Here is a 20,946-nt window from a genome sequence, read left to right as displayed (position 1 = left end):
CAACAGACCCTAGGGCATGGGCAGCTGAATATGCGCCACCAGCCCGCCTTCGGGACGGTTGGCGATGTGCAGTTCGCCGCCCTGCTCGTGCACGATGGCACGCGCCGACGACAGGCCGAGGCCGACCCCGCCGGTGGCGCGGTTGCGCGAGGCCTCCAGGCGAAAGAAGGGCGCGAACACCTGCTCCAGCGATTCGGCGGGGATGCCGGGGCCGCTGTCGAGGCAGCGGATGTGCACATGGTCCTCGCTGGCGAGCAGCTCGACGCGCCCGCCGCCGGCATATTTCACGGCGTTGTCCAGCAGGTTGGTGACGACGCGCCTGAGCCCCAGGGGACGACCGACATGCACCAGGTGGTCGGGGCCGCTGAAACCGATCTCGATCCCCTGGTCGCGGTAGTCGTCGATCAGGGTCAGCAGCAATTCGGCCAGGTCGAACGGCGTCGACGGCTCCAGCCGGGCTTCGTCGCGGAAGAAATCCAGGGCGGCCTCGATCATCGCCTGCATCTCGTCGACATCGCGAAACAGCTTGTGCTGCTGCTCGGCATCGTCGATGAATTCGCCGCGCAGGCGCATGCGTGTCAGGGGCGCGCGCAGGTCGTGGGAGATGGCCGCGAGCATTTGCGTGCGGTCGGCGACGAAATGCTGGATCTGCGCCTGCATGGTGTTGAACGCCAGGATCGCCTGGCGAATCTCGTACGGGCCGACGGCGTCGATGGGCGGTGCCCGGAAGTCCCCGCCGAAACGTTGCGCCGCCGAGGTGAATTGTTGCAGCGGCCTGGCCAGCCGTCGCGTGGCGATCCAGGCCACGCCCAGGGTCGACACCAGGCCGAGGCCGATGATGATGGCGTAGCGTCCCGGCTGCTCCAGGCCCCAACTGCGCGAAGGGGTGGTGAACGCCACCCAGCTCTGGTCATGCAACTGCACGCGCACCATGTAGCGGTCGCCGGCATGACCCGCCGGCCACTCGCCCGGCGTCAGCGCTTCGATGCGGTGCGCCGGGCCGGCGAGCAGGGCGTTCAGGCGCGGCGTGCCGTCGTGGAAAATGTGTTCGTCCATCGCCGGGAATTCCGGGCGCGGCTGCCAGTCCACGTTGAACGCCGCACGCGTAGCCGCGCGCGCCAGCGCCGGGCGCTGCTCTTGCGGCGCCGCCTCGATCAGGCGCGTGGCCATGGCGATTTGCTCGAACAGCCCGGTATCGGCCAGCGGTGGCTGGGCCCAGGTGCCGGCCAGGCGGATGAACAACAGGTTGAGCAGCAGCGAGACCAGCATCGCCAGGGCGATGGTCAGCGCAATCCAGCGGGCGATGGTGTCGCGGCGGGTGTTCATGCGCGACTGACGCTGGGGGTGAACATGTAGCCGCCGTTGCGCACGGTGCGGATGACGGTGGGATGCTTGGTGTTCGCCTCGATCTTGCGCCGCAGGCGGCTGACCTGCACGTCGACACTGCGGTCGAAGGCGTCGTGGCCGTGGCCGCGGGCCAGGTCGATCAACTGCTCGCGGCTGAGGATGCGCTGGGGGTGTTCGAGGAACACCAGCAACAGGTCGAACTCGCCGGAGGACAGCGGGATCATCACGCCATCCGGTGAGCGCAGGTCGCGCCGGGTGACGTCCAGTTGCCAGTTGGCGAAGCGTATCAGCGGCCGCTGCTCGCTCGTCGGCGGCGCTTCGCCGGCACGGCGCAGCACGGAGCGTACGCGGGCGAGCAGCTCGCGGGCGTCGAAGGGTTTGCCCAGGTAATCGTCGGCGCCCAGTTCGAGGCCGACGATACGGTCGCTCAGCTCACCCATGGCGGTGAGCATGATGATGGGCAGCGCCGAATCTGCCCGTACGCGCCTGCACAGTGCCAGCCCGCCTTCGCCGGGCAGCATCACGTCGAGGATCAGCAGGTCCGGGCGCTGGCGCTGCAACGCCGCCCACATGCCCTCGCCATCGCTGGCCAGGTCGACCTCGTAGCCGTGGCGCAGGAAGAACTTCTTCAGCAGGGCGAGGATTTCCACATCGTCGTCGACGATCAGCAGTCTGCTCACAAGGGTGTCCGATGTCCGTGTTTCGCGAGCTAATCTACGGCTAACGCTCCTGTCGGTCATATATTTCACCCGCGTAACATTGCTGCGCCCGCGACATATTCGGGACATCTTCGTGCAACGCCCGCGTTCGACCCTGCGCCCTGCCCAAGTGACGAGGATCGTTCCGTGCCAATATCCGTATTCTCCAACACCACCCTCGGCCTGAGCGCCCTGTGCCTGGCACTGGGGCTCGCCGGGTGCAGCCGGCAGCCAGCCGTGGCGCCCTGCGCGCCCCTGCCATTTACCGTGAGCGACCCCGGCGAGCGCCTCAATCGCGGCGTGTTCGCCTTCAACCGGGTGGTCGACGGCTATGTGCTCAAGCCGGTCGCCCGTGGCTATCGGGGCCTGCCGGACGCGGTCCAGGCCGGCGTCGGTAATTTCTCGCGCAACTTCGGCGAGCCACAGGTGCTGGTCAATGACCTGCTGCAGGGTAATGGCCGCAGGTCACTGAATACCCTGGGCCGCTTCGGCCTGAATAGCACGCTCGGCCTGGTCGGCCTCTTCGATGTCGCGGCGCGCGTGGGCATGCCGCATCACCCGGCGGACTTCGGCCAGACCTTCGGCGTGTGGGGCATTGGCAATGGGCCGACGCTGGAACTGCCGCTGTTCGGCAGTGCCAACAGCCGCGATGCGCTGGGCCGGGTGGCCGGGTTGCTGATCAATCCGCTGGGCGGTTCCGCCAGCGATACCGTGCAGCACCTGGGCACGGCCGCCACCGTGGGCGGCGTGGTCGATGGCCGAGCCGAGGCGCTGCCATTGACCGATCGCCTCGAGCAGGACGCCGATTACTACGCGGCCCTGCGTGACACCGAGGCCGCCCGTCGGGCGCGCTTGCTGAGGGATGGACGCCACGGCCGGGTCCAGCCGGGCGACGACTGCCGGGCCGACGTCGAGGGCGGGCGCTGATGAACCAGCAACACGGGTTGCTGCTGGCAAGGCTGGTCGAGCGCTGGCCCGGCGCTGGCGTGGATGTGCGGGAAACCAGCCTGGCCTTGTCCGAAGATGGCGACAGCCTGCTGCTGCGTCGCTATTGGGAGCACTACAGCGCCGGGGATCGGGCCATCTGCCTGGAGCGCTGCCACCGGATACCGGTGGAGCGGCTGGTGCGCTGGATGATCTGCCAGGGCGAGGCGAGCGACAGGCTGTGAACGCGGGTGCCGCCGCGCCGTTGATACACCGCTCGCGCGGCGTGCGCCGCCTCAGATACCCGCCAGCAACTGCTCGCGCAACGTCGCCAGCACGCTGGCGCTGTCCGGGCGGATGCCGCGCCATTGCAGGAAGGCTTCGGCGGCCTGCTCGACCAGCATGCCCAGGCCGTCCAGGGTGCGCGCCGCGCCGTGGGCTTCGGCCCAGGCGTTGAAGGCGGTCAGGCCCTTGCCGTACATCATGTCGTAGCAGACCGTATGGCCGGGCTGGATCAGCTCGGGCGGGATCGGCGGCAATTCGCCGGCCAGGCTGGCAGAGGTGGCGTTGACGATCAGGTCGAACGGCTCGCTCAACCAGTCGAAGCCGCTGGCCGCCACCGGGCCGAGGTCGGCGAAATGCTGCGCCAGCTTTTCCGCGGTGGCCACGGTGCGGTTGGCGATGACCAGGGCGCGTGGCTGCTGGCCAAGCAGGTATTCGATCACCCCGCGCGCCGCGCCGCCGGCGCCGAGCAGCAGGATGCGCCGCTCGCGCAGGTCCAGGCCGGCGTTGGCGGTCAGGTCGCTGACCAGGCCGGCGCCGTCGGTATTGTCGCCGTACAGGCTGCCGTCGGCGCGCTTCATCAGGAAGTTCACCGCGCCGGCACGCCGGGCGCGCTCGCTGACCTCGTCGGCCAATGCGTAGGCATCTTCCTTGAACGGCAGGGTCACGTTGGCGCCCAGGCCTTCGCTGAAAAACGCGCGCGCGGCGCCGGCGAAATCGTCCAGCGGGGCCAGGATCGGGTCGTAGCGCAGCGTCTGGCCGGTCTGTTCGGCGAACAGGCGGTGGATCTGCGGCGACTTGCTGTGGCCGATGGGATTGCCGAATACGCAGTAGCGATCCATCAACGATCTTCCTCGTGCGGGTGGCGGTCGGGGTCGCGACTTTACACCGGGGCACGGTGTTTAGTCGCGCCCTGCGGACCATCGGGGCTTTTATGCCTGCTCGATGAGCCAGTCGCGGTCGGTGAGGAAGTACTCGGTCAGGCGCGCCTCTTCGCTGCCAGGCTCGGGCTTCCAGTCGTAGCCCCAGCGCACGTGTGGCGGCAACGACATGAGGATCGACTCGGTGCGCCCGCCCGATTGCAGACCGAACAGGGTGCCGCGGTCGTAGACCAGGTTGAATTCCACGTAGCGCCCACGGCGGAATGCCTGGAACTCGCGTTGCCGCTCGCTGAACGGCGTGTTCTTGCGGCGCTGGACGATGGGCAGGTAGGCATCGATATAGGCGTCGCCGATGGCACGGACGAAAGCGAAGCTGGTATCGAAGTCCCACTGGTTGAGGTCGTCGAAGAACAGGCCGCCGATGCCACGCGGTTCGTTGCGGTGCTTGAGGTGGAAGTAGCGGTCGCACCAGGCCTTGAAGCGCGGGTAGACATCCGCGCCGAAGGGCGCGCAGGCATCGCGGGCGACGGTGTGCCAGTGCACGCAATCTTCTTCGTTGGCGTAGTAGGGGGTCAGGTCGAAACCGCCGCCGAACCACCACACTGGCTCCTCGCCTTCCTTCTCGGCGCTGAACAAGCGCACGTTGGCGTGGGAGGTCGGCACATGCGGGTTCTGCGGGTGGATCACCAGCGACACGCCCATGGCCTGGAAACCGCGCCCGGCGAGTTCCGGGCGATGGGCGCTGGCCGACGGCGGCAGGTTGCTGCCGAATACGTGGGAGAAGTTCACGCCGCCTTTTTCGATCAGCGCACCGTCGCCGATCACCCGGGTGCGCCCGCCGCCGCCGGCTGGGCGCTCCCAGGCGTCCTCGACGAACCGGGCGCGGCCGTCTTCGTTTTCCAGCGCCGTGCAGATACGCTCCTGCAGGCCGAGCAGATAGGCCTTCATGGCCTCGGTGCGGTCACTCACATCATCCCCCGAACAGCCCGCGCGGCGGGCTTCACAGCGAAAAGAGGGGGCAAGCATAGCACTGCCGGCCACGGGCAAGGCTTGACTGCGGTCAGTCCGAGGGTTTTGCATGGTGCTCTTTTTCCAGGAGCCCGATCCATGAGCAAGCGCGTCCAGTTCTCCCGCCACGGTGGCCCTGAAGTGCTCGAGTTCGTCGACCACTCCCCGGCCGAACCCGGTCCCCACGAGGTGCGCGTGCGCAACCGCGCCATCGGCCTGAACTTCATCGACACCTATTACCGCTCTGGCCTGTACCAGCCAGCCGCCCTGCCTTCCGGGCTGGGCACCGAGGGCGCTGGCGAAGTGGAGGCCGTGGGCCGCGACGTCACCCAGTGGCGCGTGGGTGACCGCGTCGCTTACGCCACCGGCCCGCTGGGCGCTTATGCGGAGCAGCATGTGCTACCGGCCGAGAAACTGGTGAAACTGCCCGACGGGATCAGCTTCGAACAGGCCGCGGCGGTCATGCTCAAGGGCCTGACCGTGCAGTACCTGCTGCGCCAGACCCATGTCGTGCAAGCGGGCGAGAAGGTCCTGTTCCACGCCGCCGCCGGCGGTGTCGGCCTGATTGCCTGCCAGTGGGCCAGGGCGCTGGGGGCGAAACTGATCGGCACCGTGTCGTCGCCGGAAAAGGCCGAGCTGGCCAGGCGCAACGGGGCCTGGGCGACCATCGACTACAGCCACGAGAATGTCGCCCAGCGCGTGCTGGAATTGACCGATGGCAAGAAGTGCCCGGTGGTTTACGACTCGGTGGGCAAGGACACCTGGGCAACCTCGCTGGACTGCGTGGCGCCACGGGGCCTGCTGGTCAGTTTCGGCAATGCCTCGGGGCCGGTCACCGGCGTCAATCTCGGCATCCTGTCGCAGAAGGGCTCGTTGTACGTGACCCGCCCGACCCTGTTCGCCTACGCCAGCGATGCGGCGAGCCTGCAGGCGATGGCCGACGAGCTGTTCGGCCTGATCGCCGATGGCCGTATCAAGGTGGAAATCGGCCAGCGTTATGCCCTGGCCGACGCGGCCAAGGCCCAAGAAGCCCTGGCCAGCCGCAAGACGACCGGCTCGACCATTCTGTTGCCGTGAAGGCGCCGATAAAAGCGCTGGAGGCGAGACGAAAAAGCTGTCGCGGTGTGTTTAGCCGTCACTCCCGCGAAGGCGGGAGCCCAGGCGCTCGATCGTTCGCGCTTTGCGTGGAAGTGCCTCCTGCGGCGCTCTGGGCTCCTAATCCTACGCAGCGCTGTAACGCAGGCCTCAACCCGGCCGGCGCACGTCGCCGCTCACCAGGTCGCGGATCACGCTGGGGCTCTTGCGCCCGCCCAGGGCGCCGCCGAGCACGGCGTCGAGCTGGCCATGGAAATACTGCTCGACGCGCAGCCGCGAGCGGGCCGATGGACGCCCTGCGGGGTTGGCCGAGGTGGAGATCAGCGGCCCGGTGAGGGCGCAGATGTCGCGCACCAGCGGATGAGCGCTGACCCGCAGGGCGACGCTGTCGTGCTCGCCGGTCACCCATTCGGGCAGCAGGTTCTGGTGCGGCACCAGCCAGGTATTGGGTCCGGGCCAGGTGCCTGAGAGGCGGTCGAGCCAGGCATCCGGCAGGCCTTCGAGGAGAAAGTCGAACTGGTGGATCGTATCGGCCACCAGGATCAGGCCCTTGTGCATCGGCCGGTCCTTGAGCGCCAGCAGACGATCCACCGCCAGCTCGTTCCACGGATCGCAGCCCAGCCCCCAGACCGCTTCGGTCGGATAGGCGATCACGCCGCCATCGCGCACGACCTTCGCCACCCGCTGTACCTGCCAACTGCTGTGCATCGTCTTTCCCCGACCGTTCGACTGGCGCGAGTGTAACGGCCTCAGGCGTCGCAGGGTACCCAGCGGCCCGCTTCGCAGACCACCCGCCCGAGCAGTTCGAGTTCGGTCAACTGCGCCAGGGTCTCGCTCATTTCCAGGCCGCAGGCCTGCGCCAGGCGTTCGCTGCTCAGCGGTGCGGCACGCAACTGGCGCAACAACGGGTGATCGTCCTGCTCCGCCTGGGGCGCAGGCGAACCACTGCTGCCCGCCTGCCAGCCGCGCAAGGCTTCGAGGATGTGCTCGACACTTTCCACCAGCAGCGCGCCCTCGCGGATCAACTGATGGCAGCCCCGCGCCCCTGGATGATGGATCGAGCCGGGAATCGCATAGACCTCGCGGCCCTGTTCGGCGGCCAGGCGCGCGGTGATCAGCGAGCCGCTGGAGGGGCTCGCCTCGACCACCAGGGTGCCGACGCTCAGGCCGCTGATGATCCGGTTGCGGCGCGGAAAGTGGCTGGCGTGGGGTGGGCTGTCCAGCGGCAGTTCCGAGACCATGGCTCCGCCCTGGCTGACGATGCGTTCGGCCAATCCGGCATGCTTTTGTGGGTACAGGCGTGCCAACCCGGTGCCCAGCACCGCGATGGTCAGCCCGCCTGCCTCCAGCGCCCCCTGGTGGGCGGCGCCGTCCACACCCAGGGCCAGGCCACTGGTGATGGTGAAACCGCCGCCGGCCAGGCTACGGGCGAAGGCCCGGGCGGTGTCCAGCCCCGGACGCGAGGCCCGGCGGCTGCCGACCATGGCCAGTTGCGGGGTTTCGAGGATGGCAGGGTTGCCGGCGACGTAGAGCAGGGGCGGCGCGTCGCCGAGTTCGGCGAGCAGGGCCGGATAGCCTGGGTCGTCCCACATCAGCAGGTGGTGGTCGGCGTGCTCCAGCCAGTGCAGGGCGCTGGCGGCTCGTTCACGGGTGTCGGCACTGCGCCGCGCCTCGGCACAGGTCGCCGGCAGGCCCAACGAGCGCCAGGCGGAGGCCGGAGCGCTGAGCGCGGCGGAAGCGGATTCGAAAGCGTCGAGCAGGCGCCGGAAGCGGCGCGGTCCCAGGTCGGGAAGCACATGCAGGCGCAGGCGCGCCTCCAGTTCGGCGGGGGTAGTCATGCGATCGTCCTTGATCGAGGTTCAGATGAAGCGAAAGCCCCGCTGGGCGGGGCTTTGATTGGGTATTATGGGTTACGTACCTTGTCCAGCACGCTCAGGTCGCGGCTGGCGTAGAGCACCAGGGCATAGCTGAGCTTGTCGTAGGTGCGGAACACCATGAGCAGCCCGGAGCGCTCGTCCGGCACCTTGATGCGCTCGCCGGTGATGCGGTCGCGTACGGTTTCGCCGGTCTTGAAGATCGCCAGCACGTTGCCTTCCAGCAAGCCGTCGTGCAGGCCTTTGTTGATGGTCACTACGTCGTACTGGCCGATCTTGTTCACGCCACGCGGCACGTCGAGGATCAGGCCGTCGATCTGCTTCATCGGCTCGCTGGGCATGAACGTGGAGTTGACCGCGCGTTGTTCGGTGGGGAACAGGCGATCGCCCAGGCGCACTTCCTGATTCACCCGATTGAGCACGAAAGTCGCCACGTCGCCTTCCTGGGCGACCACTTCGCCGCCACCGATTTCGTCGGCGTTGATGCCGAGGAACTTCTTGGTGACCGGGTCGGTGTAGACCTTGCCCTGGCGGAACACGCCATAGACCGGGTCCTGCGGGTCGAACTTGCCACGCGCGTAGATACGGTCGCCAGCGCCACCCAGGACGCGCTCGGCCTGGCCGGCCAGCACGTAGGGCTTGTCTTCGAATTCCTTCTCGTTGTTGACGATGCGGTTGGACAGCAGGAAGCTGTTGATCGCTTCGAGCGGGATGGTCGGGATGGCTTCGGCCATCGGTGTGCTGCGCACTGTCGGCGAGAGCTTGATGGTGCCGCGCGAGGCGCCGCGATCGAGGGTCAGGCGCGGTTGGCCGTCGACATAGATGAGGCTCAGGGTGTCGCCCGGATAGATCAGGTGCGGATTCTCGATCTGCGGGTTGGCGTGCCACAGCTCGGGCCATTTCCAGGGCTGGCTGAGGAACTTGCCGGAGATGTCCCAGAGGGTGTCGCCCTTGACGACGGTGTAGCGCTCGGGGTGTCCATCCTTGAGTTGCACTGCTGCCAAGGCCGATACGGACTGGGTCAGGACGCCTACTGCCAACAGCAGGGCGAGTAATGATTTCCTCATGCGGTGAATCCCTTTATCATGTGGCGGACGCCGGAAGCCTTGGCAGACGCGGCTTTCAAGCCGCTTTTTAAAGCTGTTCAGCATATTAGCAGCGGTTTTTCACTTTATTCCATAAGTGCATCACAAACAGATTATGGCGATCCTAAACATCCTCGAATTTCCCGATCCGCGCCTGCGCACCATCGCCAAGCCGGTCACCCAGTTCGACGACGCCCTGCGTCAGTTGATCGACGATATGTTCGAGACCATGTACGACGCCCCGGGTATCGGTCTGGCCGCGACCCAGGTCAACGTGCACCAGCGCGTGGTGGTGATGGACCTGTCGGAAGAGAAGAACGAGCCTCGGGTGTTCATCAACCCCGAGTTCGAGTCGCTCACCGAGCAGATGGACCAGTACCAGGAAGGTTGCCTGTCGGTGCCCGGTTTCTATGAGAACGTCGACCGTCCGCAGAAAGTGAAGATCAAGGCGCTGGATCGCGATGGCCAACCCTACGAACTGATCGCCGAAGGCCTGCTCGCGGTGTGTATCCAGCACGAGTGCGATCACCTCAACGGCAAGCTGTTCGTCGATTACCTGTCCACGCTCAAGCGTGACCGGATCAAGAAGAAGCTGGAAAAGCAGCACCGCCAGCAGGCGTGATCGAACCTGAATCCCAAAGGCTTGCTCCGGCAAGCCTTTTCTTTTCCAAGAGATAGCCCATGCGCATCGTTTTCGCCGGCACCCCGGAATTCGCCGCCCAGCACCTGCAGGCCCTGCTCGACGACGGCCGCCAGGTGGTCGCCGTCTACACCCAGCCGGACCGCCCGGCCGGCCGTGGGCAGAAGCTCATGCCCAGCCCGGTCAAGCAACTGGCGCTGCAGCACGGCATTGCGGTCTACCAGCCGCAGACCCTGCGCGATGCCGATGCCCAGGCCGAACTGGCCGCGTTGAATGCCGACCTGATGGTGGTGGTCGCCTACGGCCTGATCCTGCCGCAGGTGGTGCTCGACACCCCGCGCCTGGGCTGCATCAACAGCCATGCCTCGTTGCTGCCGCGCTGGCGCGGCGCGGCGCCGATCCAGCGTGCGGTGCAGGCTGGCGACGCCGAGAGCGGGGTGACGGTGATGCAGATGGAAGCCGGCCTCGACACCGGGCCGATGCTGCTCAAGGTGAGCACGTCGATCAGTGCCGGCGACACCGGCGGCAGCCTGCATGATCGCCTCGCCGAACTCGGGCCCAAGGCCGTGTTGCAAGCCATCGACGGGCTGGCTGCCGGCACGCTGCGCGGCGAGAAGCAGGACGACGCCCTGGCCACCTACGCGCACAAGCTGAACAAGGACGAGGCGCGCCTGGACTGGAGCCGCCCGGCCGAGGAGCTGGAGCGCCTGGTCCGCGCCTTCCACCCGTGGCCGATCTGCCACAGCAGCCTGGCGGGCGAGGCGATCAAGGTGCATGCCGCCGAACCGGGCGAAGGCATCGGCCTGCCCGGTACCATCCTCGCCGCCGACAAGCACGGCCTGACCGTGGCCTGTGGCACAGGCGCCCTGCGCCTGACCCGCCTGCAACTGCCAGGCGGCAAGCCGCTGGCCTTCGCCGATCTGTTCAACAGCCGCCGCGAGCAGTTCGCCGCCGGCCTGGTCCTGGCATGAATCCACGTCTGGCTGCCGCCCGCGCCCTGGCCAGCGTACTCGCCGGCAAGGCGTCCCTGGGCAGCAGCCTGCCGCCGTTGCTGGAGCGCGTCGATGCCCGCGACCGTGGCCTGGCCCAGGACCTGGCGTTCGGCGCCGCGCGCTGGCAGCCGCGCCTGATGCTGCTCGCCGACAAGCTGCTGCAAAAGCCATTCAAGGCCGCCGACCGCGATGTCGAGGCGCTGCTGCTGGTCGGCCTCTATCAACTGTTCTACACGCGCATTCCGGCCCATGCGGCGATTGGCGAGACGGTCGGCTGCGTCGATGCGATGAAGAAGTCCTCGCTCAAGGGCCTGCTCAACGCCGTGTTGCGCAATGCCCAGCGCGATGGCGAGGCGATCTTCGCCAGCCTCGACCGCGACCCGGTGCTGCACACCGCCCATCCGCGCTGGCTGCAAAAGCAGCTCAAGGCGTTCTGGCCCGAGCACTGGCAGGCGATTTGTGCGGCGAACAACGCGCACCCGCCACTGATCCTGCGGGTCAACCGCCGTCATGGCAGTCGCGATGCCTACCTGGCTGAACTGCGCGAGGCGGGTATCGAGGCCGAGGCGTGTACCTACAGCCGCGACGGCGTACGCCTGCTGGCCGCCCAGGACGTCACCGGCCTGCCCGGTTTCGCCGAGGGCCGGGTCAGCGTGCAGGATGAAGCCGCGCAACTGGCCGCCGACCTGCTCGACCTGGCGCCTGGCCAGCGCGTGCTCGACGCCTGCGCCGCGCCGGGGGGCAAGACCTGCCACCTGCTGGAAGCCGAGCCCGGCCTGGGCGAAGTGGTCGCCATCGACCTGGAGCCGGCACGCCTGGCGCGGGTGCGTGACAACCTGAACCGCCTGCGCCTCGATGCCACTCTGATCGCCGCCGATGGTCGCGATACGGCGAAATGGTGGGACGGCAAGCCGTTCCAGCGCATCCTGCTCGACGCGCCCTGCTCCGCCACCGGCGTGATCCGCCGTCACCCCGACATCAAGCTGACGCGCCAGGCCGACGATATCGCCGCCCTGGCCACCTTGCAGGGCGAACTGCTCGATGCCCTGTGGAAAACCCTGGAGGTCGGCGGCGTGCTGCTCTACGCCACCTGTTCGCTGATGCCGACGGAAAACGCCGAGACCATTGCCGCTTTCCTCGCCCGCACCCCTGGCGCGCGGGAGCTGGATATCGCCGGTCCGGCAGGCCAGCCGACGGCCGGGATCAAGGTCGGCCACGGGCGCCAGTTGTTCCCCCGGGAACAGGGCCACGACGGCTTCTACTATGCCAAGCTGATCAAGATTGCCGCCGAGCGCGGCTGACGGAGCGACCCTGTGAAGATCATCATTCTCGGCGCGGGACAGGTCGGCGGCACCCTGGCGGAGCACCTGGCCAGCGAGGCCAACGACATCACCGTGGTCGACACCGATGGCGACCGCCTGCGCGACCTTGGCGACCGCCTCGACATCCGTACCGTGCAGGGCCGTGGTTCGTTCCCCACGGTCTTGCGCCAGGCCGGTGCCGACGATGCTGACATGCTGGTGGCGGTGACCAACAGCGACGAGACCAACATGGTCGCCTGCCAGGTCGCCTATACCCTGTTCCACACGCCGACGCGCATCGCCCGGGTCCGCGAATCCGCCTACCTGACCCGCGAGGCGCTGTTCGACAACGATGCCATCCCGGTCGACGTGCTGATCAGCCCCGAACAGGTGGTGACCAACTACATCAAGCGCCTGATCGAATACCCCGGCGCCTTGCAGGTGATCGACTTCTCCGAGGGCAAGGCGCAACTGGTGGCGGTCAAGGCCTACTACGGTGGGCCGCTGGTTGGCCAGCAACTGCGCCAACTGCGCGAGCACATGCCCAACGTCGACACCCGCGTGGCGGCGATCTTCCGGCGCAACCGGCCGATCATGCCGCAGGGCGACACGGTGATCGAAGCCGACGACGAGGTGTTCTTCATCGCCGCCAAGGCCAACATCCGTGCGGTGATGAACGAAATGCGCCGCGCCGAGAACAGCTACAAACGCGTGGTCATCGCGGGCGGCGGGCATATCGGCGAGCGCCTGGCCGAGGCCATCGAGAGCCGCTACCAGGTGAAAATCATCGAGATGAACCCGGCCCGCTGCCGCCACCTGTCGGACACCCTGGAAAGCACCATCGTCCTCCAGGGCAGTGCATCCGATCGCGACCTGCTGCTGGAAGAGAACATCAACGAGGCCGACATCTTCCTGGCCCTGACCAACGACGACGAGGCCAACATCATGTCCTCGCTGCTGGCCAAGCGCCTGGGCGCGCGCAAGGTGATGACGATCATCAACAACCCGGCCTACGTCGACCTGGTCCAGGGCGGCGACATCGACATCGCCATCAGCCCGCAACTGGCGACCATCGGCACCCTGCTCACCCACGTACGCCGTGGCGACATCGAGAGCGTGCATTCGCTGCGCCGTGGCGCCGCCGAGGCCATCGAGGCCATCGCCCATGGCGATGCGCGATCGAGCAAGGTGGTCGGGCGCACCATCGGCGAGATCAAGCTGCCGCCAGGCACCACCATCGGTGCGATCATCCGCGACGAGGAAGTGCTGATCGCCCATGACAAGACCCTGATCGAGAGCGGCGACCACGTGATCCTGTTCCTGGTCGACAAGAAGTACATCCGCGACGTCGAGCGCTTGTTCCAGGTCGGCCTGACGTTCTTCTAACGGAGGTCCGCGATGCTCGAATCCCTGGAAAGGATGCTCGCCAAGGGCGTGGACAATGCCCTGCTGCGCTTTGGCCTGGGCAAGGCCTACCTGGACCTTGGCGAGCCAGCCAAGGCGGCCGAGCATCTGCAGCAATGCCTGGCTTTCGATCCCAATTATTCCGCGGCCTGGAAGCTGCTCGGCAAAGCCTGCCATGCCCAGGGCCTGCTGGAAGAAACCCGCCAGGCCTGGCACAACGGCCTGGAGGTGGCACGCAAGCGCGGTGACAAACAGACCGAGAAGGAAATGAGCGTGTTCCTGCGCAAGCTGGACAAGCAGGGTTGAACCAAGCGGGCAGGTGAAGATAGCGCCTGAGGCTGTTGCTGCCCCAAGCGCTGTTTTCGAGGATCAGCCGACCGAGGCCTCGCGTACGTGGGCGGATTCTTCGCCCAGGTTGTTGAGCATGCGCTCGCTGTACCAGTCGATGAAGTTGATCACGCCGAACTCGTAGGTCTTCGAGTACGGGCCGGGCTGGTAGGCGGTCGAGTTGATGCCGCGCTGGTTCTCTTCGGCCAGGCGCCGATCCTGGTCGTTGGTGGCGTCCCAGACTTCGCGCAGGCGGGCGACGTCGTAGTCCTCGCCTTCGACGGCGTCCTTGCGCACCAGCCACTTGGTGGTGACCATGGTTTCCTGCGCGCTGATCGGCCACACGGTGAAGACGATCATGTGGTCGCCCATGCAGTGGTTCCAGGAGTGCGGCAGGTGCAGGATGCGCATCGAGCCCAGGTCCGGGTTCTGGATGCGGCCCATGAGTTTCTTGCAGCCCTGCTTGCCGTCCATGGTCATCGACACGGTGCCCTTGAGCAGCGGCATGCGCACGATGCGGTTACGCAGGCCGAAACCGGCGTGCAGGTACGGGATCTTCTCGGCTTCCCACTTGGCCGCGGAATCGGCGACGTGGTCCTTGAACTCCTGGCTGGCGCGCGGATCGTTGGTGTCGTCCCACTCCAGCAGGGTGTTGAGCAGTTCCGGGTGCGAACCGCTGCAGTGGTAGCACTCGCGGTTGTTCTCCAGCACCAGCTTCCAGTTGGCCTTTTCCATCAGCGTGGTCTTGACCGCGACCTTGGTGTTCTCCATGTCGTACGGCTCCATGTAATGGTCGAGCGTACGCAGGAATTCATCGATGGCTGGCGGCTCCTTCGCCAGGGAAATGAAGATGTAGCCACCCGCGGTCTTCACGTTGACCGGCTTCAGGCTGTAGTCGGCGAGGTTGAAGTCGGCGCCCATTTCGCTGCCGGCGAACAGCAGGCGCCCGTCCAGCTCGTAGGTCCACTGGTGGTAGGGGCAGACCAGCTTGGCGACCTTGCCCTTCTCGCTGACGCACAGGCGCGAGCCGCGATGGCGGCAGACGTTGTGGAAGGCATGCACCTTACCTTCGGCGCCGCGCACCACGATCACCGGGTTGTCGCCGATCTGCAGGGTCAGGTAGTTGCCCTTGGAGGGGATCTCGCAGGTCATGCCGGCGATCAGCCATTCCTTGTGGAAGATTTCCTGCATGTCGATCTGGAACAGGCGCTCGTCGTTGTAGAACGGCTGCGGCAGGGAGAAGCTGGTGTTGCGTTCGCGCAGCATCTCGGCGGTCGCCTTGCGTGCGGGTGCCAGTGGATCGCCCAGGCTCAGAACGGTGGTGTCCATCGGTAACTCCTCGAGGCGGGCGTCTGTCGCGACCGCCTTCTTAAATAAGTGGCTGTTTCGGTTTCTACGCAAGGTGACTGCCGTGTCCTGTCTTCGCCGGTGATGACGGTGTGGTTCGGGCAGTGGTTATGTCCGGCTTGGGGCGCAGTGTGTGCCTGGCAATCGCCTAAACCTTATCCATGGGCGACACGCGTAAATCATTTCCCGACGCCTCAGGGCCGGTGAATGCTGGGAGGTCGCGATGAGCATATGGATGTCGTAGTTAGATAAATGAGGCGCCGAATCCTTACGCACAATCGTTGCTAACTGGCCGATTCCCGGCCGCGTGCGGAGATTCCGTCGATGATGACGAACACCTTTCTCAATCCGGTGAACACCCAGACCTGGAGCAACGGTCGCCACCCGGTGCGGTGCGTCAAGGTGATCCAGGAGACCTGGGACGTGCGCTCGTTCTGCTTCACTGCCGAACAGCCGATCCTGTTCTTCTTCAAGCCCGGCCAGTTCGTCACGCTCGAACTGCAGATCGATGGCGAGCAGGTGATGCGTTCCTACACCATCTCCAGCTCACCGTCGGTGCCGTACAGCTTCTCCATCACCGTCAAGCGCGCGCCGGGCGGCAAGGTGTCCAATTGGCTGCACGACAACATGAAGGTTGGCGACGAACTGGCGGTGCATGGCCCGGTGGGGCTGTTCAATGCCATCGACTTCCCGGCCGACAAGGTGCTGTTTCTTAGCGGTGGCGTGGGCATCACCCCGGTGATGTCGATGGCGCGCTGGTTCTACGACACCAATGCCAACATCGACATGGTGTTCGTCCACAGTGCCCGTTCGCCCAAGGACCTGGTGTTCCAGCGCGAGCTGGAGCACATGGCCGCGCGCATCGAGAACTTCGCCCTGCATCTGGTCTGCGAGAAACATGGCCTGGGCGAAGCCTGGGCCGGCTACCGTGGCTACCTGAACGACAAGATGCTCGCCCTGATGGCGCCGGACTACATGGAGCGGGAAATCTTCTGCTGCGGCCCGACGCCCTACATGAACGCGGTGAAGAATTTCCTCAAGAACAATGGCTTCGACATGAGCCATTACCACGAGGAAGCCTTCGGCCCGACGCCGCCCGAAGTGCGCGAGGAGGTCGAGGAACTGGCGGCCGAAGCGGCGGAAGCCGGCGAATCGGCAGTCCAGTACGAGGTGGAGTTCGCCATCACCGGCAAGAGCGTGCGTATCGCTCCCGGAGAAACCGTGCATGTCGCCGCGCAGAAAGTCGGCCTGCACATCCCCAAGGCTTGCGGCATGGGCATCTGCGGAACCTGCATGGTGCAGAAGACCAGCGGCAGCGTGGAGATGAACCACAACGGCGGCATCACCGAGGAAGACGAAGCCGAAGGCTACATCCTGTCCTGCTGCAGCGTGCCGAAGAGCGATCTGGTGATCGATTTCTAAGCATCTGCTTCCAATCGGCTGCCTGAATGGCTGGGATGAGGCAATTGCGGACGTTCGTTATTCCTCCGTCATTCCCGCGCAGGCGGGAACCCAAATAAAAAAGCGCTTCTGGATTCCCGCCTGCGCGGGAATGACGGTGAACGTAAGCGTCCGCTCCTACCTCAAAGCAGCCTCCTGCGCTTTTATCGAATCAGCGGTTGAGCAGGAAATTCTTCACGAAGTCGCCCTGGTTCGGCGCGTCCTTGGCGGTGGTGAATTGCAGCACGCCATCCTGCTCACGCAGCTTCATGGCGCTGTCGAAGCGGCATTCGATGCCCTTGATGGTCTTGGCCTGGGCCTTGAACGCGCTGTCGCTGCCGCACAGGTTGTCGAGCTGGTTGGCGACCTCACCACAGAAGCTGGCCACGCTGGTGGTCTTCAGCAACGGGTCATCGATGGCCTGCCAGTCGACCTCGGTCTTGATCGTCGCACCACAGCTGTCGGATGCGCTCTTGTCGGTTTCCTCCAGGCGTTCCTGGTAGTGGCGCACGCGCTTCTCGCGGTCGAAGGTGGCCAGTTTTTCCTGCACACCCTTGCCTTTCTGCTGCTCGTAGAGGGCCAGCAGTTCGGCGGGCTTGGTCGCCTTGCTGGCGTTCTCGTTGAAGCGCAGGCCTTGTTCCTTGGTGCCGGGCAGGTACAGCGCGTAGTAATCGCTGCCCCAGTCGTTGCTCTTGTGCAGCAGGTTGTAGCGGCTGCCGTCGAGGGTGGTGGTGTAGGCGAGTTCGTCGCGGCGTGGGGTTTTCACCTCGGTGAGGAAAACCACGTCGTTCAGTTCATGGTTGATCCCGCTGATCTGCACCAGCGCCTGTTTGTTGTCAGTGCTGGGCGCGACCTTCACGCTGATGCCGTTGGCGGCGTCGAAGACCTGGGGGAACTTGGCCAGTTCCAGGGCACTGGCGTCGAAGGCGAGGAAGGAGGCGGCGAGCAACAGGGGAATACGACGAGTCATGGCGACTTCCTTGTGTGGTGAGTGGGCGCGAGTCTAGCGGCAGCCGCGAAGGCGGCCGGCAAACCGCTGCACATTTGCGCAAGGCTTCGAGTGTCGTGGCGCGCGATGGTTCGCAAGCAGCAGCCCGACGCTGCTCACAGCCCATATTTCTTCACTTTGTCGAACAGCGTGGTCTTGGCCATGCCGAGGCTTTGCGCGGCCTGGCTCAGGTTGCCGGCGTGGCGCTCCAGGGCATCGACCAGCAGGTTGCGTTCGAAAGCCTCCACCGCTTCGGCGAAGCCGGGGCCTTCGCTGGCCTGGCCGCTCTTCTTGAATACCGGCAGGCCGAGGGCGAAGCGTTCGGCGACGTTGCGCAGCTCGCGCACGTTGCCCGGCCAGTCGTGGGCCATCAGGGCGGCCAGGGTATGCCGGTCGAGTTCCGGCGCGGCGCGGTCGAAGCGCAGGGCGGCCAGTTGCAGGAAGTGTTCGAACAACAGCGGGATGTCTTCGCGTCGCTCACGCAGGGCGGGCAGTTCGAGGGTGACCACGTTGAGCCGGTAATACAGGTCGCTACGGAATTGTCCGGCACGGCCCAGTTCGTCGAGGTTGGACTTGGTCGCGGCGATTACCCGGCAGTCGACCTGGACGGGCTGGTTCGAGCCCAGCCGCTCCAGGCTGTGCTCCTGCAATACGCGCAGCAGCTTGATCTGCAGGTTCAGCGGCATGCTCTCGATCTCGTCGAGAAACAGGCTGCCGCCGTCGGCGTGCTCGATCTTGCCGATCCGGCGTTTGCCGGCGCCGGTGAAGGCATTGGCCTCGTGGCCGAAGATTTCGCTTTCGAACAGGCTTTCCGGCAGGCCGCCGCAATTGAGCGCGACGAACTGCTTGCTCTTGCGCCGGCTGAAGTCGTGCAGGCAACGGGCGACCAGTTCCTTGCCGGTGCCAGTCTCGCCTTCGATCAGCACGTTGGCGCCAGTATCGGCGACGTTTTCGATCAACGCGCGCAGGGCCTGGATCGCCGGCGAGCGGCCGATGATGCGTTGTTCGAGCGCTTGGCGGCCGGCCAGTTGGCGGCGCAGCACCGATACCTCGCGGGCCAGGCTGCGTTGCTCCAGGGCACGGCGGGCGACGTCGACCAGGCGCTCCGGCGAGAAGGGCTTTTCCATGAAGTCATAGGCACCGTCGCGTATCGCGCTGACCGCCATGCTGATGTCGCCGTGGCCGGTGATCAGCACCACCGGCAGGCTCGGGTCGCGCTGCTTGAGGCGGGCCAGCAGCTCCAGGCCGTCGATGCCGGGCAGGCGGATATCGCTGACGACGATGCCGGCGAAGTCCTCGCCGATCCGTTGCAAGGCTTCCTCGGCGCTAGCGACACCATCGCTGGGGATGTCTTCCAGGCTCAGGGCCTGCTGGCAGCCGAGCAATACATGGGGGTCGTCTTCGACGATCAGGACGCGCAAGGGGTCATTCATCTTCGTCTCTCGTCGCAATCAGCGGCAGGCTCAGGACGAAGGCCGTACCGCCGTCCTCGGGATGCCTCACGGTCAGGCTGCCGCCCGCGGCGGCGGCGAGGCTGGCGGACAGGGTCAGGCCCAGCCCCAGGCCCTGCTCGCCGGGTTTGGTGGTGAAGAACGGCTCGAACAGGTGCACCCGCACCTCGGCGGAGATGCCGGGACCGTTGTCGCGAACTTCCAGCAGGTAGTTGTTTTCCAGCGTCTTGCCGCTCAGCCACAGTTGGCGGTCACGCTGCTTGCCCATGGCATCCAGGGCGTTGGCGATCAGGTTGACCAGGATCTGCTCCAGGCGGGTCTGGTCGATGGCCAGGTGCTGGTCGTCGAAGTCGCGTTCGATAGGCAGGGCCGTGCGCGACAGGCGTGGCTGCAACAACAGCAGCGCGGCATCCACCGCCTTGCCCAGGTGCGCCTCGCCACCGGCGTCGGAACGGCGGGCGAAGGCGCGCAGGCTGGCGGTGATCCTGCCCATGCGGTCGACCAGCTCGTTGATGGTCTGCAGGTTGCTGCTGGCGATGTCGTAGGCGCCGCGGTCGAGAAAGCGCATGGTGTTGCCGGACAGCGTGCGCAGGGCGGCCAGCGGCTGGTTGAGTTCGTGGGCGATGCTGGTCGACATCTGCCCGATCACCGCCAGCTTGCCGGCCTGGACCAGGCCGTCCTGGGTCTTGCGCAGGTTCTCTTCGGTCTGCCGGCGCTCGCGGATTTCCGCCTTCAGGCGCTCGTTGCTGGCGCGCAGGTCGCTGGTGCGTTCGGTGATGCGTCGTTCCAGCTCGCTGTTGGCCCGCTGCAGGGCTTCGCGGGCGGCCAGGCGGGTGGCGATGACCTTGCGTCGCTCGTTCCAGGCGATCAGCAGGAAGGCCAGCAGCGCTGCCGCGACGGCCACCAGCATGCCGTGGATCATTGCCTCGCGGTGCTGGTCCTGCAACGGCGTGAGCAGGGTCAGGTGCCAGGGCGTGTCGCTCAGCGGCCGGGTCTGCGACAGGTAGCGCACCGGCTCGCCCTGGTGCCGGTCGCTGGCGAAACTGACTTGCTCGATGTTCTCGCGCAGCACCTCGCGCGACAGCGGTTGCAACGCGTCCAGCTCCTGCCAGTGGTAGCGCAGGCTGCGCGCCAGTTGCTCACGGGTGGCCGGGTCCAGCGGGTAGACCGCCTTGAGCCGGCGCTCGGGGTTGCCGGATAGGATAATGATGCCGTTCTCGTCGCTGACGTAGGCTTCCAGTTGCGCGCGTTGCCAGCGTTCCTCCAGGGAGTCGAGGCGCACCTTGACCACCGCCACGCCGATGATCGTGCCATTGGCCTTGAGGCCGTGGGCCAGGTAGTAGCCGGGTTCGCCACGGGTGCTGCCGATGCCGTACATGCGTCCCGGCTGGCCGCGCAGCGCATCCTGGAAATAGGCGCGGAACGACAGGTCCTCGCCGAGGTAGCTGTCGGGCTGGCGCCAATTGCTGCTGGCCAGCACGCGACCGTCGACATCCATCACGTAGATGGCCAGGGCGCCACTGCGCAGGTTGAGGCCTTCCAGGTAGTCGTTGACCAGGTTGCGGCGGAACGGCGTGGGCACCATCAGCAGCCGGCCGACGCTGCCTTCCAGCTCCAGCAGGCTGGGCAGGTAGGTGTACTTGGTGATCTCGCTTTCCACCGCGCGGGCGTTGAGTTCGAGCTGGCGGTTGCCATTCTCGATCACCGCCTGGATGCCGATGCGCGCGCTGACCAGATAGCCGACATAGCCGATGGCGAACATCAGCAGGATGGCCAGCACGGCGAGGGACAGGTGGCGGAGCAGGCGGGGCTTCACGGTCAGGGCGGGCGCGATGCAGGGAGAGGCGACGGATTGCATCATA

Annotated in this window: 20 protein-coding genes; 9 read left to right on the top strand and 11 right to left on the bottom strand. The window is 66.2% G+C overall.

Annotated features, from left to right (window positions below):
• Nucleotides 1–9: 9 nt before the first annotated feature.
• Complete coding sequence (locus ACSZPK_RS02290; protein ID WP_437879769.1) at nucleotides 10–1,326, bottom strand: ATP-binding protein; 1,317 nt, start codon at nucleotides 1,324–1,326, stop codon at nucleotides 10–12.
• A complete protein-coding gene (locus ACSZPK_RS02285; RefSeq protein WP_437879768.1) occupies nucleotides 1,323–2,027 on the bottom strand; it encodes a response regulator in 705 nt (234 codons plus the stop codon). The genes ACSZPK_RS02290 and ACSZPK_RS02285 overlap by 4 nt, the downstream gene beginning before the upstream one ends.
• A 171-nt stretch (nucleotides 2,028–2,198) precedes the next feature.
• Between ACSZPK_RS02285 and ACSZPK_RS02280 the strand changes: the two genes are divergently transcribed.
• Nucleotides 2,199–2,972, top strand: coding sequence for an MlaA family lipoprotein (locus tag ACSZPK_RS02280; RefSeq protein ID WP_437880266.1), 774 nt, complete (start codon nucleotides 2,199–2,201; stop codon nucleotides 2,970–2,972).
• Nucleotides 2,972–3,214 carry a hypothetical protein gene (locus tag ACSZPK_RS02275; RefSeq protein ID WP_437879767.1) on the top strand — a complete coding sequence of 81 codons (243 nt, stop codon included), beginning with the start codon at nucleotides 2,972–2,974 and terminating at the stop codon, nucleotides 3,212–3,214. The genes ACSZPK_RS02280 and ACSZPK_RS02275 overlap by 1 nt, the downstream gene beginning before the upstream one ends.
• A 51-nt stretch (nucleotides 3,215–3,265) precedes the next feature.
• On the opposite strand, the gene aroE is transcribed toward ACSZPK_RS02275, so the two are convergent.
• Together aroE and hemF are read right to left on the bottom strand one after the other, a co-directional pair.
• Nucleotides 3,266–4,093: a shikimate dehydrogenase gene (gene aroE / locus ACSZPK_RS02270; RefSeq protein WP_437879766.1), complete on the bottom strand. Its 828-nt coding sequence runs from the start codon at nucleotides 4,091–4,093 to the stop codon at nucleotides 3,266–3,268.
• A 90-nt stretch (nucleotides 4,094–4,183) separates the two neighbouring features.
• Entirely contained in the window at nucleotides 4,184–5,101 is a 918-nt protein-coding gene (gene hemF / locus ACSZPK_RS02265) for an oxygen-dependent coproporphyrinogen oxidase (RefSeq protein WP_437879765.1), read from the bottom strand.
• A gap of 138 nt (nucleotides 5,102–5,239) precedes the next feature.
• Here hemF and ACSZPK_RS02260 point away from each other — a divergent pair, with 138 nt between their 5' ends.
• A complete protein-coding gene (locus ACSZPK_RS02260) occupies nucleotides 5,240–6,217 on the top strand; it encodes an NADPH:quinone reductase (protein WP_437879764.1) in 978 nt (325 codons plus the stop codon).
• A 168-nt stretch (nucleotides 6,218–6,385) separates the two neighbouring features.
• Here ACSZPK_RS02260 and ACSZPK_RS02255 read toward each other — a convergent pair whose 3' ends face one another.
• From ACSZPK_RS02255 to ACSZPK_RS02245, 3 genes are all read right to left on the bottom strand, one after another.
• A complete protein-coding gene (locus ACSZPK_RS02255) occupies nucleotides 6,386–6,943 on the bottom strand; it encodes an L-threonylcarbamoyladenylate synthase (RefSeq protein ID WP_437879763.1) in 558 nt (185 codons plus the stop codon).
• Nucleotides 6,944–6,984: 41 nt separating this feature from the next.
• On the bottom strand, nucleotides 6,985–8,073 hold the full coding sequence (dprA, locus tag ACSZPK_RS02250) for a DNA-processing protein DprA (protein ID WP_437879762.1): 1,089 nt from the start codon (nucleotides 8,071–8,073) through the stop codon (nucleotides 6,985–6,987).
• Between the two features lie 65 nt (nucleotides 8,074–8,138).
• Nucleotides 8,139–9,176, bottom strand: a complete 1,038-nt coding sequence (locus tag ACSZPK_RS02245; protein ID WP_437879761.1) for a LysM peptidoglycan-binding domain-containing protein — start codon at nucleotides 9,174–9,176, stop codon at nucleotides 8,139–8,141.
• Between the two features lie 133 nt (nucleotides 9,177–9,309).
• Here ACSZPK_RS02245 and def point away from each other — a divergent pair, with 133 nt between their 5' ends.
• From def to ACSZPK_RS02220, 5 genes are read left to right on the top strand one after another with little or no spacing between them, the layout of a single operon-like run.
• Complete coding sequence (gene def, locus ACSZPK_RS02240; protein WP_437879760.1) at nucleotides 9,310–9,816, top strand: peptide deformylase; 507 nt, start codon at nucleotides 9,310–9,312, stop codon at nucleotides 9,814–9,816.
• 59 nt (nucleotides 9,817–9,875) lie between these two features.
• Complete coding sequence (gene fmt / locus ACSZPK_RS02235; protein WP_437879759.1) at nucleotides 9,876–10,805, top strand: methionyl-tRNA formyltransferase; 930 nt, start codon at nucleotides 9,876–9,878, stop codon at nucleotides 10,803–10,805.
• Entirely contained in the window at nucleotides 10,802–12,127 is a 1,326-nt protein-coding gene (gene rsmB, locus ACSZPK_RS02230; protein ID WP_437879758.1) for a 16S rRNA (cytosine(967)-C(5))-methyltransferase RsmB, read from the top strand. Before fmt ends, rsmB begins: the two co-directional genes overlap by 4 nt.
• A 12-nt stretch (nucleotides 12,128–12,139) precedes the next feature.
• A complete protein-coding gene (gene trkA / locus ACSZPK_RS02225; RefSeq protein WP_437879757.1) occupies nucleotides 12,140–13,513 on the top strand; it encodes a Trk system potassium transporter TrkA in 1,374 nt (457 codons plus the stop codon).
• 12 nt (nucleotides 13,514–13,525) lie between these two features.
• Complete coding sequence (locus ACSZPK_RS02220) at nucleotides 13,526–13,837, top strand: tetratricopeptide repeat protein (RefSeq protein ID WP_437879756.1); 312 nt, start codon at nucleotides 13,526–13,528, stop codon at nucleotides 13,835–13,837.
• Nucleotides 13,838–13,900: 63 nt separating this feature from the next.
• Here ACSZPK_RS02220 and gbcA read toward each other — a convergent pair whose 3' ends face one another.
• Complete coding sequence (gbcA, locus tag ACSZPK_RS02215) at nucleotides 13,901–15,187, bottom strand: glycine-betaine demethylase subunit GbcA (protein ID WP_437879755.1); 1,287 nt, start codon at nucleotides 15,185–15,187, stop codon at nucleotides 13,901–13,903.
• A gap of 345 nt (nucleotides 15,188–15,532) precedes the next feature.
• Between gbcA and gbcB the strand changes: the two genes are divergently transcribed.
• On the top strand, nucleotides 15,533–16,627 hold the full coding sequence (gene gbcB / locus ACSZPK_RS02210) for a glycine-betaine demethylase subunit GbcB (RefSeq protein WP_437880265.1): 1,095 nt from the start codon (nucleotides 15,533–15,535) through the stop codon (nucleotides 16,625–16,627).
• Between the two features lie 190 nt (nucleotides 16,628–16,817).
• Here gbcB and ACSZPK_RS02205 read toward each other — a convergent pair whose 3' ends face one another.
• The 3 genes from ACSZPK_RS02205 to ACSZPK_RS02195 all read right to left on the bottom strand — a co-directional run bounded on the left by ACSZPK_RS02205 (nucleotide 16,818) and on the right by ACSZPK_RS02195 (nucleotide 20,942).
• Complete coding sequence (locus ACSZPK_RS02205; RefSeq protein WP_437879754.1) at nucleotides 16,818–17,615, bottom strand: hypothetical protein; 798 nt, start codon at nucleotides 17,613–17,615, stop codon at nucleotides 16,818–16,820.
• Between the two features lie 134 nt (nucleotides 17,616–17,749).
• On the bottom strand, nucleotides 17,750–19,066 hold the full coding sequence (locus ACSZPK_RS02200; protein WP_437879753.1) for a sigma-54-dependent transcriptional regulator: 1,317 nt from the start codon (nucleotides 19,064–19,066) through the stop codon (nucleotides 17,750–17,752).
• Nucleotides 19,059–20,942: a sensor histidine kinase gene (locus ACSZPK_RS02195; protein WP_437880264.1), complete on the bottom strand. Its 1,884-nt coding sequence runs from the start codon at nucleotides 20,940–20,942 to the stop codon at nucleotides 19,059–19,061. The genes ACSZPK_RS02200 and ACSZPK_RS02195 overlap by 8 nt, the downstream gene beginning before the upstream one ends.
• Nucleotides 20,943–20,946 lie beyond the last annotated feature (4 nt).

It is taken from the genome of Pseudomonas sp. LRF_L74 (genome assembly GCF_965644255.1).
In the GTDB taxonomy this organism is placed as follows: Bacteria; Pseudomonadota; Gammaproteobacteria; order Pseudomonadales; family Pseudomonadaceae; genus Aquipseudomonas.
This window is presented reverse-complemented; position numbering and strand designations above follow the sequence as displayed.

Excerpts from the sequence above, each read along its gene's own strand:
- ACSZPK_RS02290 (WP_437879769.1), bottom strand. The coding sequence starts at position 1,326 with ATGAACACCCGCCGCGACACCATCGCCCGCTGGATTGCGCTGACCATC.
- ACSZPK_RS02275 (WP_437879767.1), top strand. The coding sequence starts at position 2,972 with ATGAACCAGCAACACGGGTTGCTGCTGGCAAGGCTGGTCGAGCGCTGG.
- aroE (WP_437879766.1), bottom strand. The coding sequence starts at position 4,093 with ATGGATCGCTACTGCGTATTCGGCAATCCCATCGGCCACAGCAAGTCG.
- ACSZPK_RS02260 (WP_437879764.1), top strand. The coding sequence starts at position 5,240 with ATGAGCAAGCGCGTCCAGTTCTCCCGCCACGGTGGCCCTGAAGTGCTC.
- ACSZPK_RS02255 (WP_437879763.1), bottom strand. The coding sequence starts at position 6,943 with ATGCACAGCAGTTGGCAGGTACAGCGGGTGGCGAAGGTCGTGCGCGAT.
- dprA (WP_437879762.1), bottom strand. The coding sequence starts at position 8,073 with ATGACTACCCCCGCCGAACTGGAGGCGCGCCTGCGCCTGCATGTGCTT.
- ACSZPK_RS02245 (WP_437879761.1), bottom strand. The coding sequence starts at position 9,176 with ATGAGGAAATCATTACTCGCCCTGCTGTTGGCAGTAGGCGTCCTGACC.
- def (WP_437879760.1), top strand. The coding sequence starts at position 9,310 with ATGGCGATCCTAAACATCCTCGAATTTCCCGATCCGCGCCTGCGCACC.
- fmt (WP_437879759.1), top strand. The coding sequence starts at position 9,876 with ATGCGCATCGTTTTCGCCGGCACCCCGGAATTCGCCGCCCAGCACCTG.
- rsmB (WP_437879758.1), top strand. The coding sequence starts at position 10,802 with ATGAATCCACGTCTGGCTGCCGCCCGCGCCCTGGCCAGCGTACTCGCC.
- ACSZPK_RS02220 (WP_437879756.1), top strand. The coding sequence starts at position 13,526 with ATGCTCGAATCCCTGGAAAGGATGCTCGCCAAGGGCGTGGACAATGCC.
- gbcA (WP_437879755.1), bottom strand. The coding sequence starts at position 15,187 with ATGGACACCACCGTTCTGAGCCTGGGCGATCCACTGGCACCCGCACGC.
- gbcB (WP_437880265.1), top strand. The coding sequence starts at position 15,533 with ATGACGAACACCTTTCTCAATCCGGTGAACACCCAGACCTGGAGCAAC.
- ACSZPK_RS02205 (WP_437879754.1), bottom strand. The coding sequence starts at position 17,615 with ATGACTCGTCGTATTCCCCTGTTGCTCGCCGCCTCCTTCCTCGCCTTC.
- ACSZPK_RS02200 (WP_437879753.1), bottom strand. The coding sequence starts at position 19,066 with ATGAATGACCCCTTGCGCGTCCTGATCGTCGAAGACGACCCCCATGTA.
- ACSZPK_RS02195 (WP_437880264.1), bottom strand. The coding sequence starts at position 20,942 with ATGCAATCCGTCGCCTCTCCCTGCATCGCGCCCGCCCTGACCGTGAAG.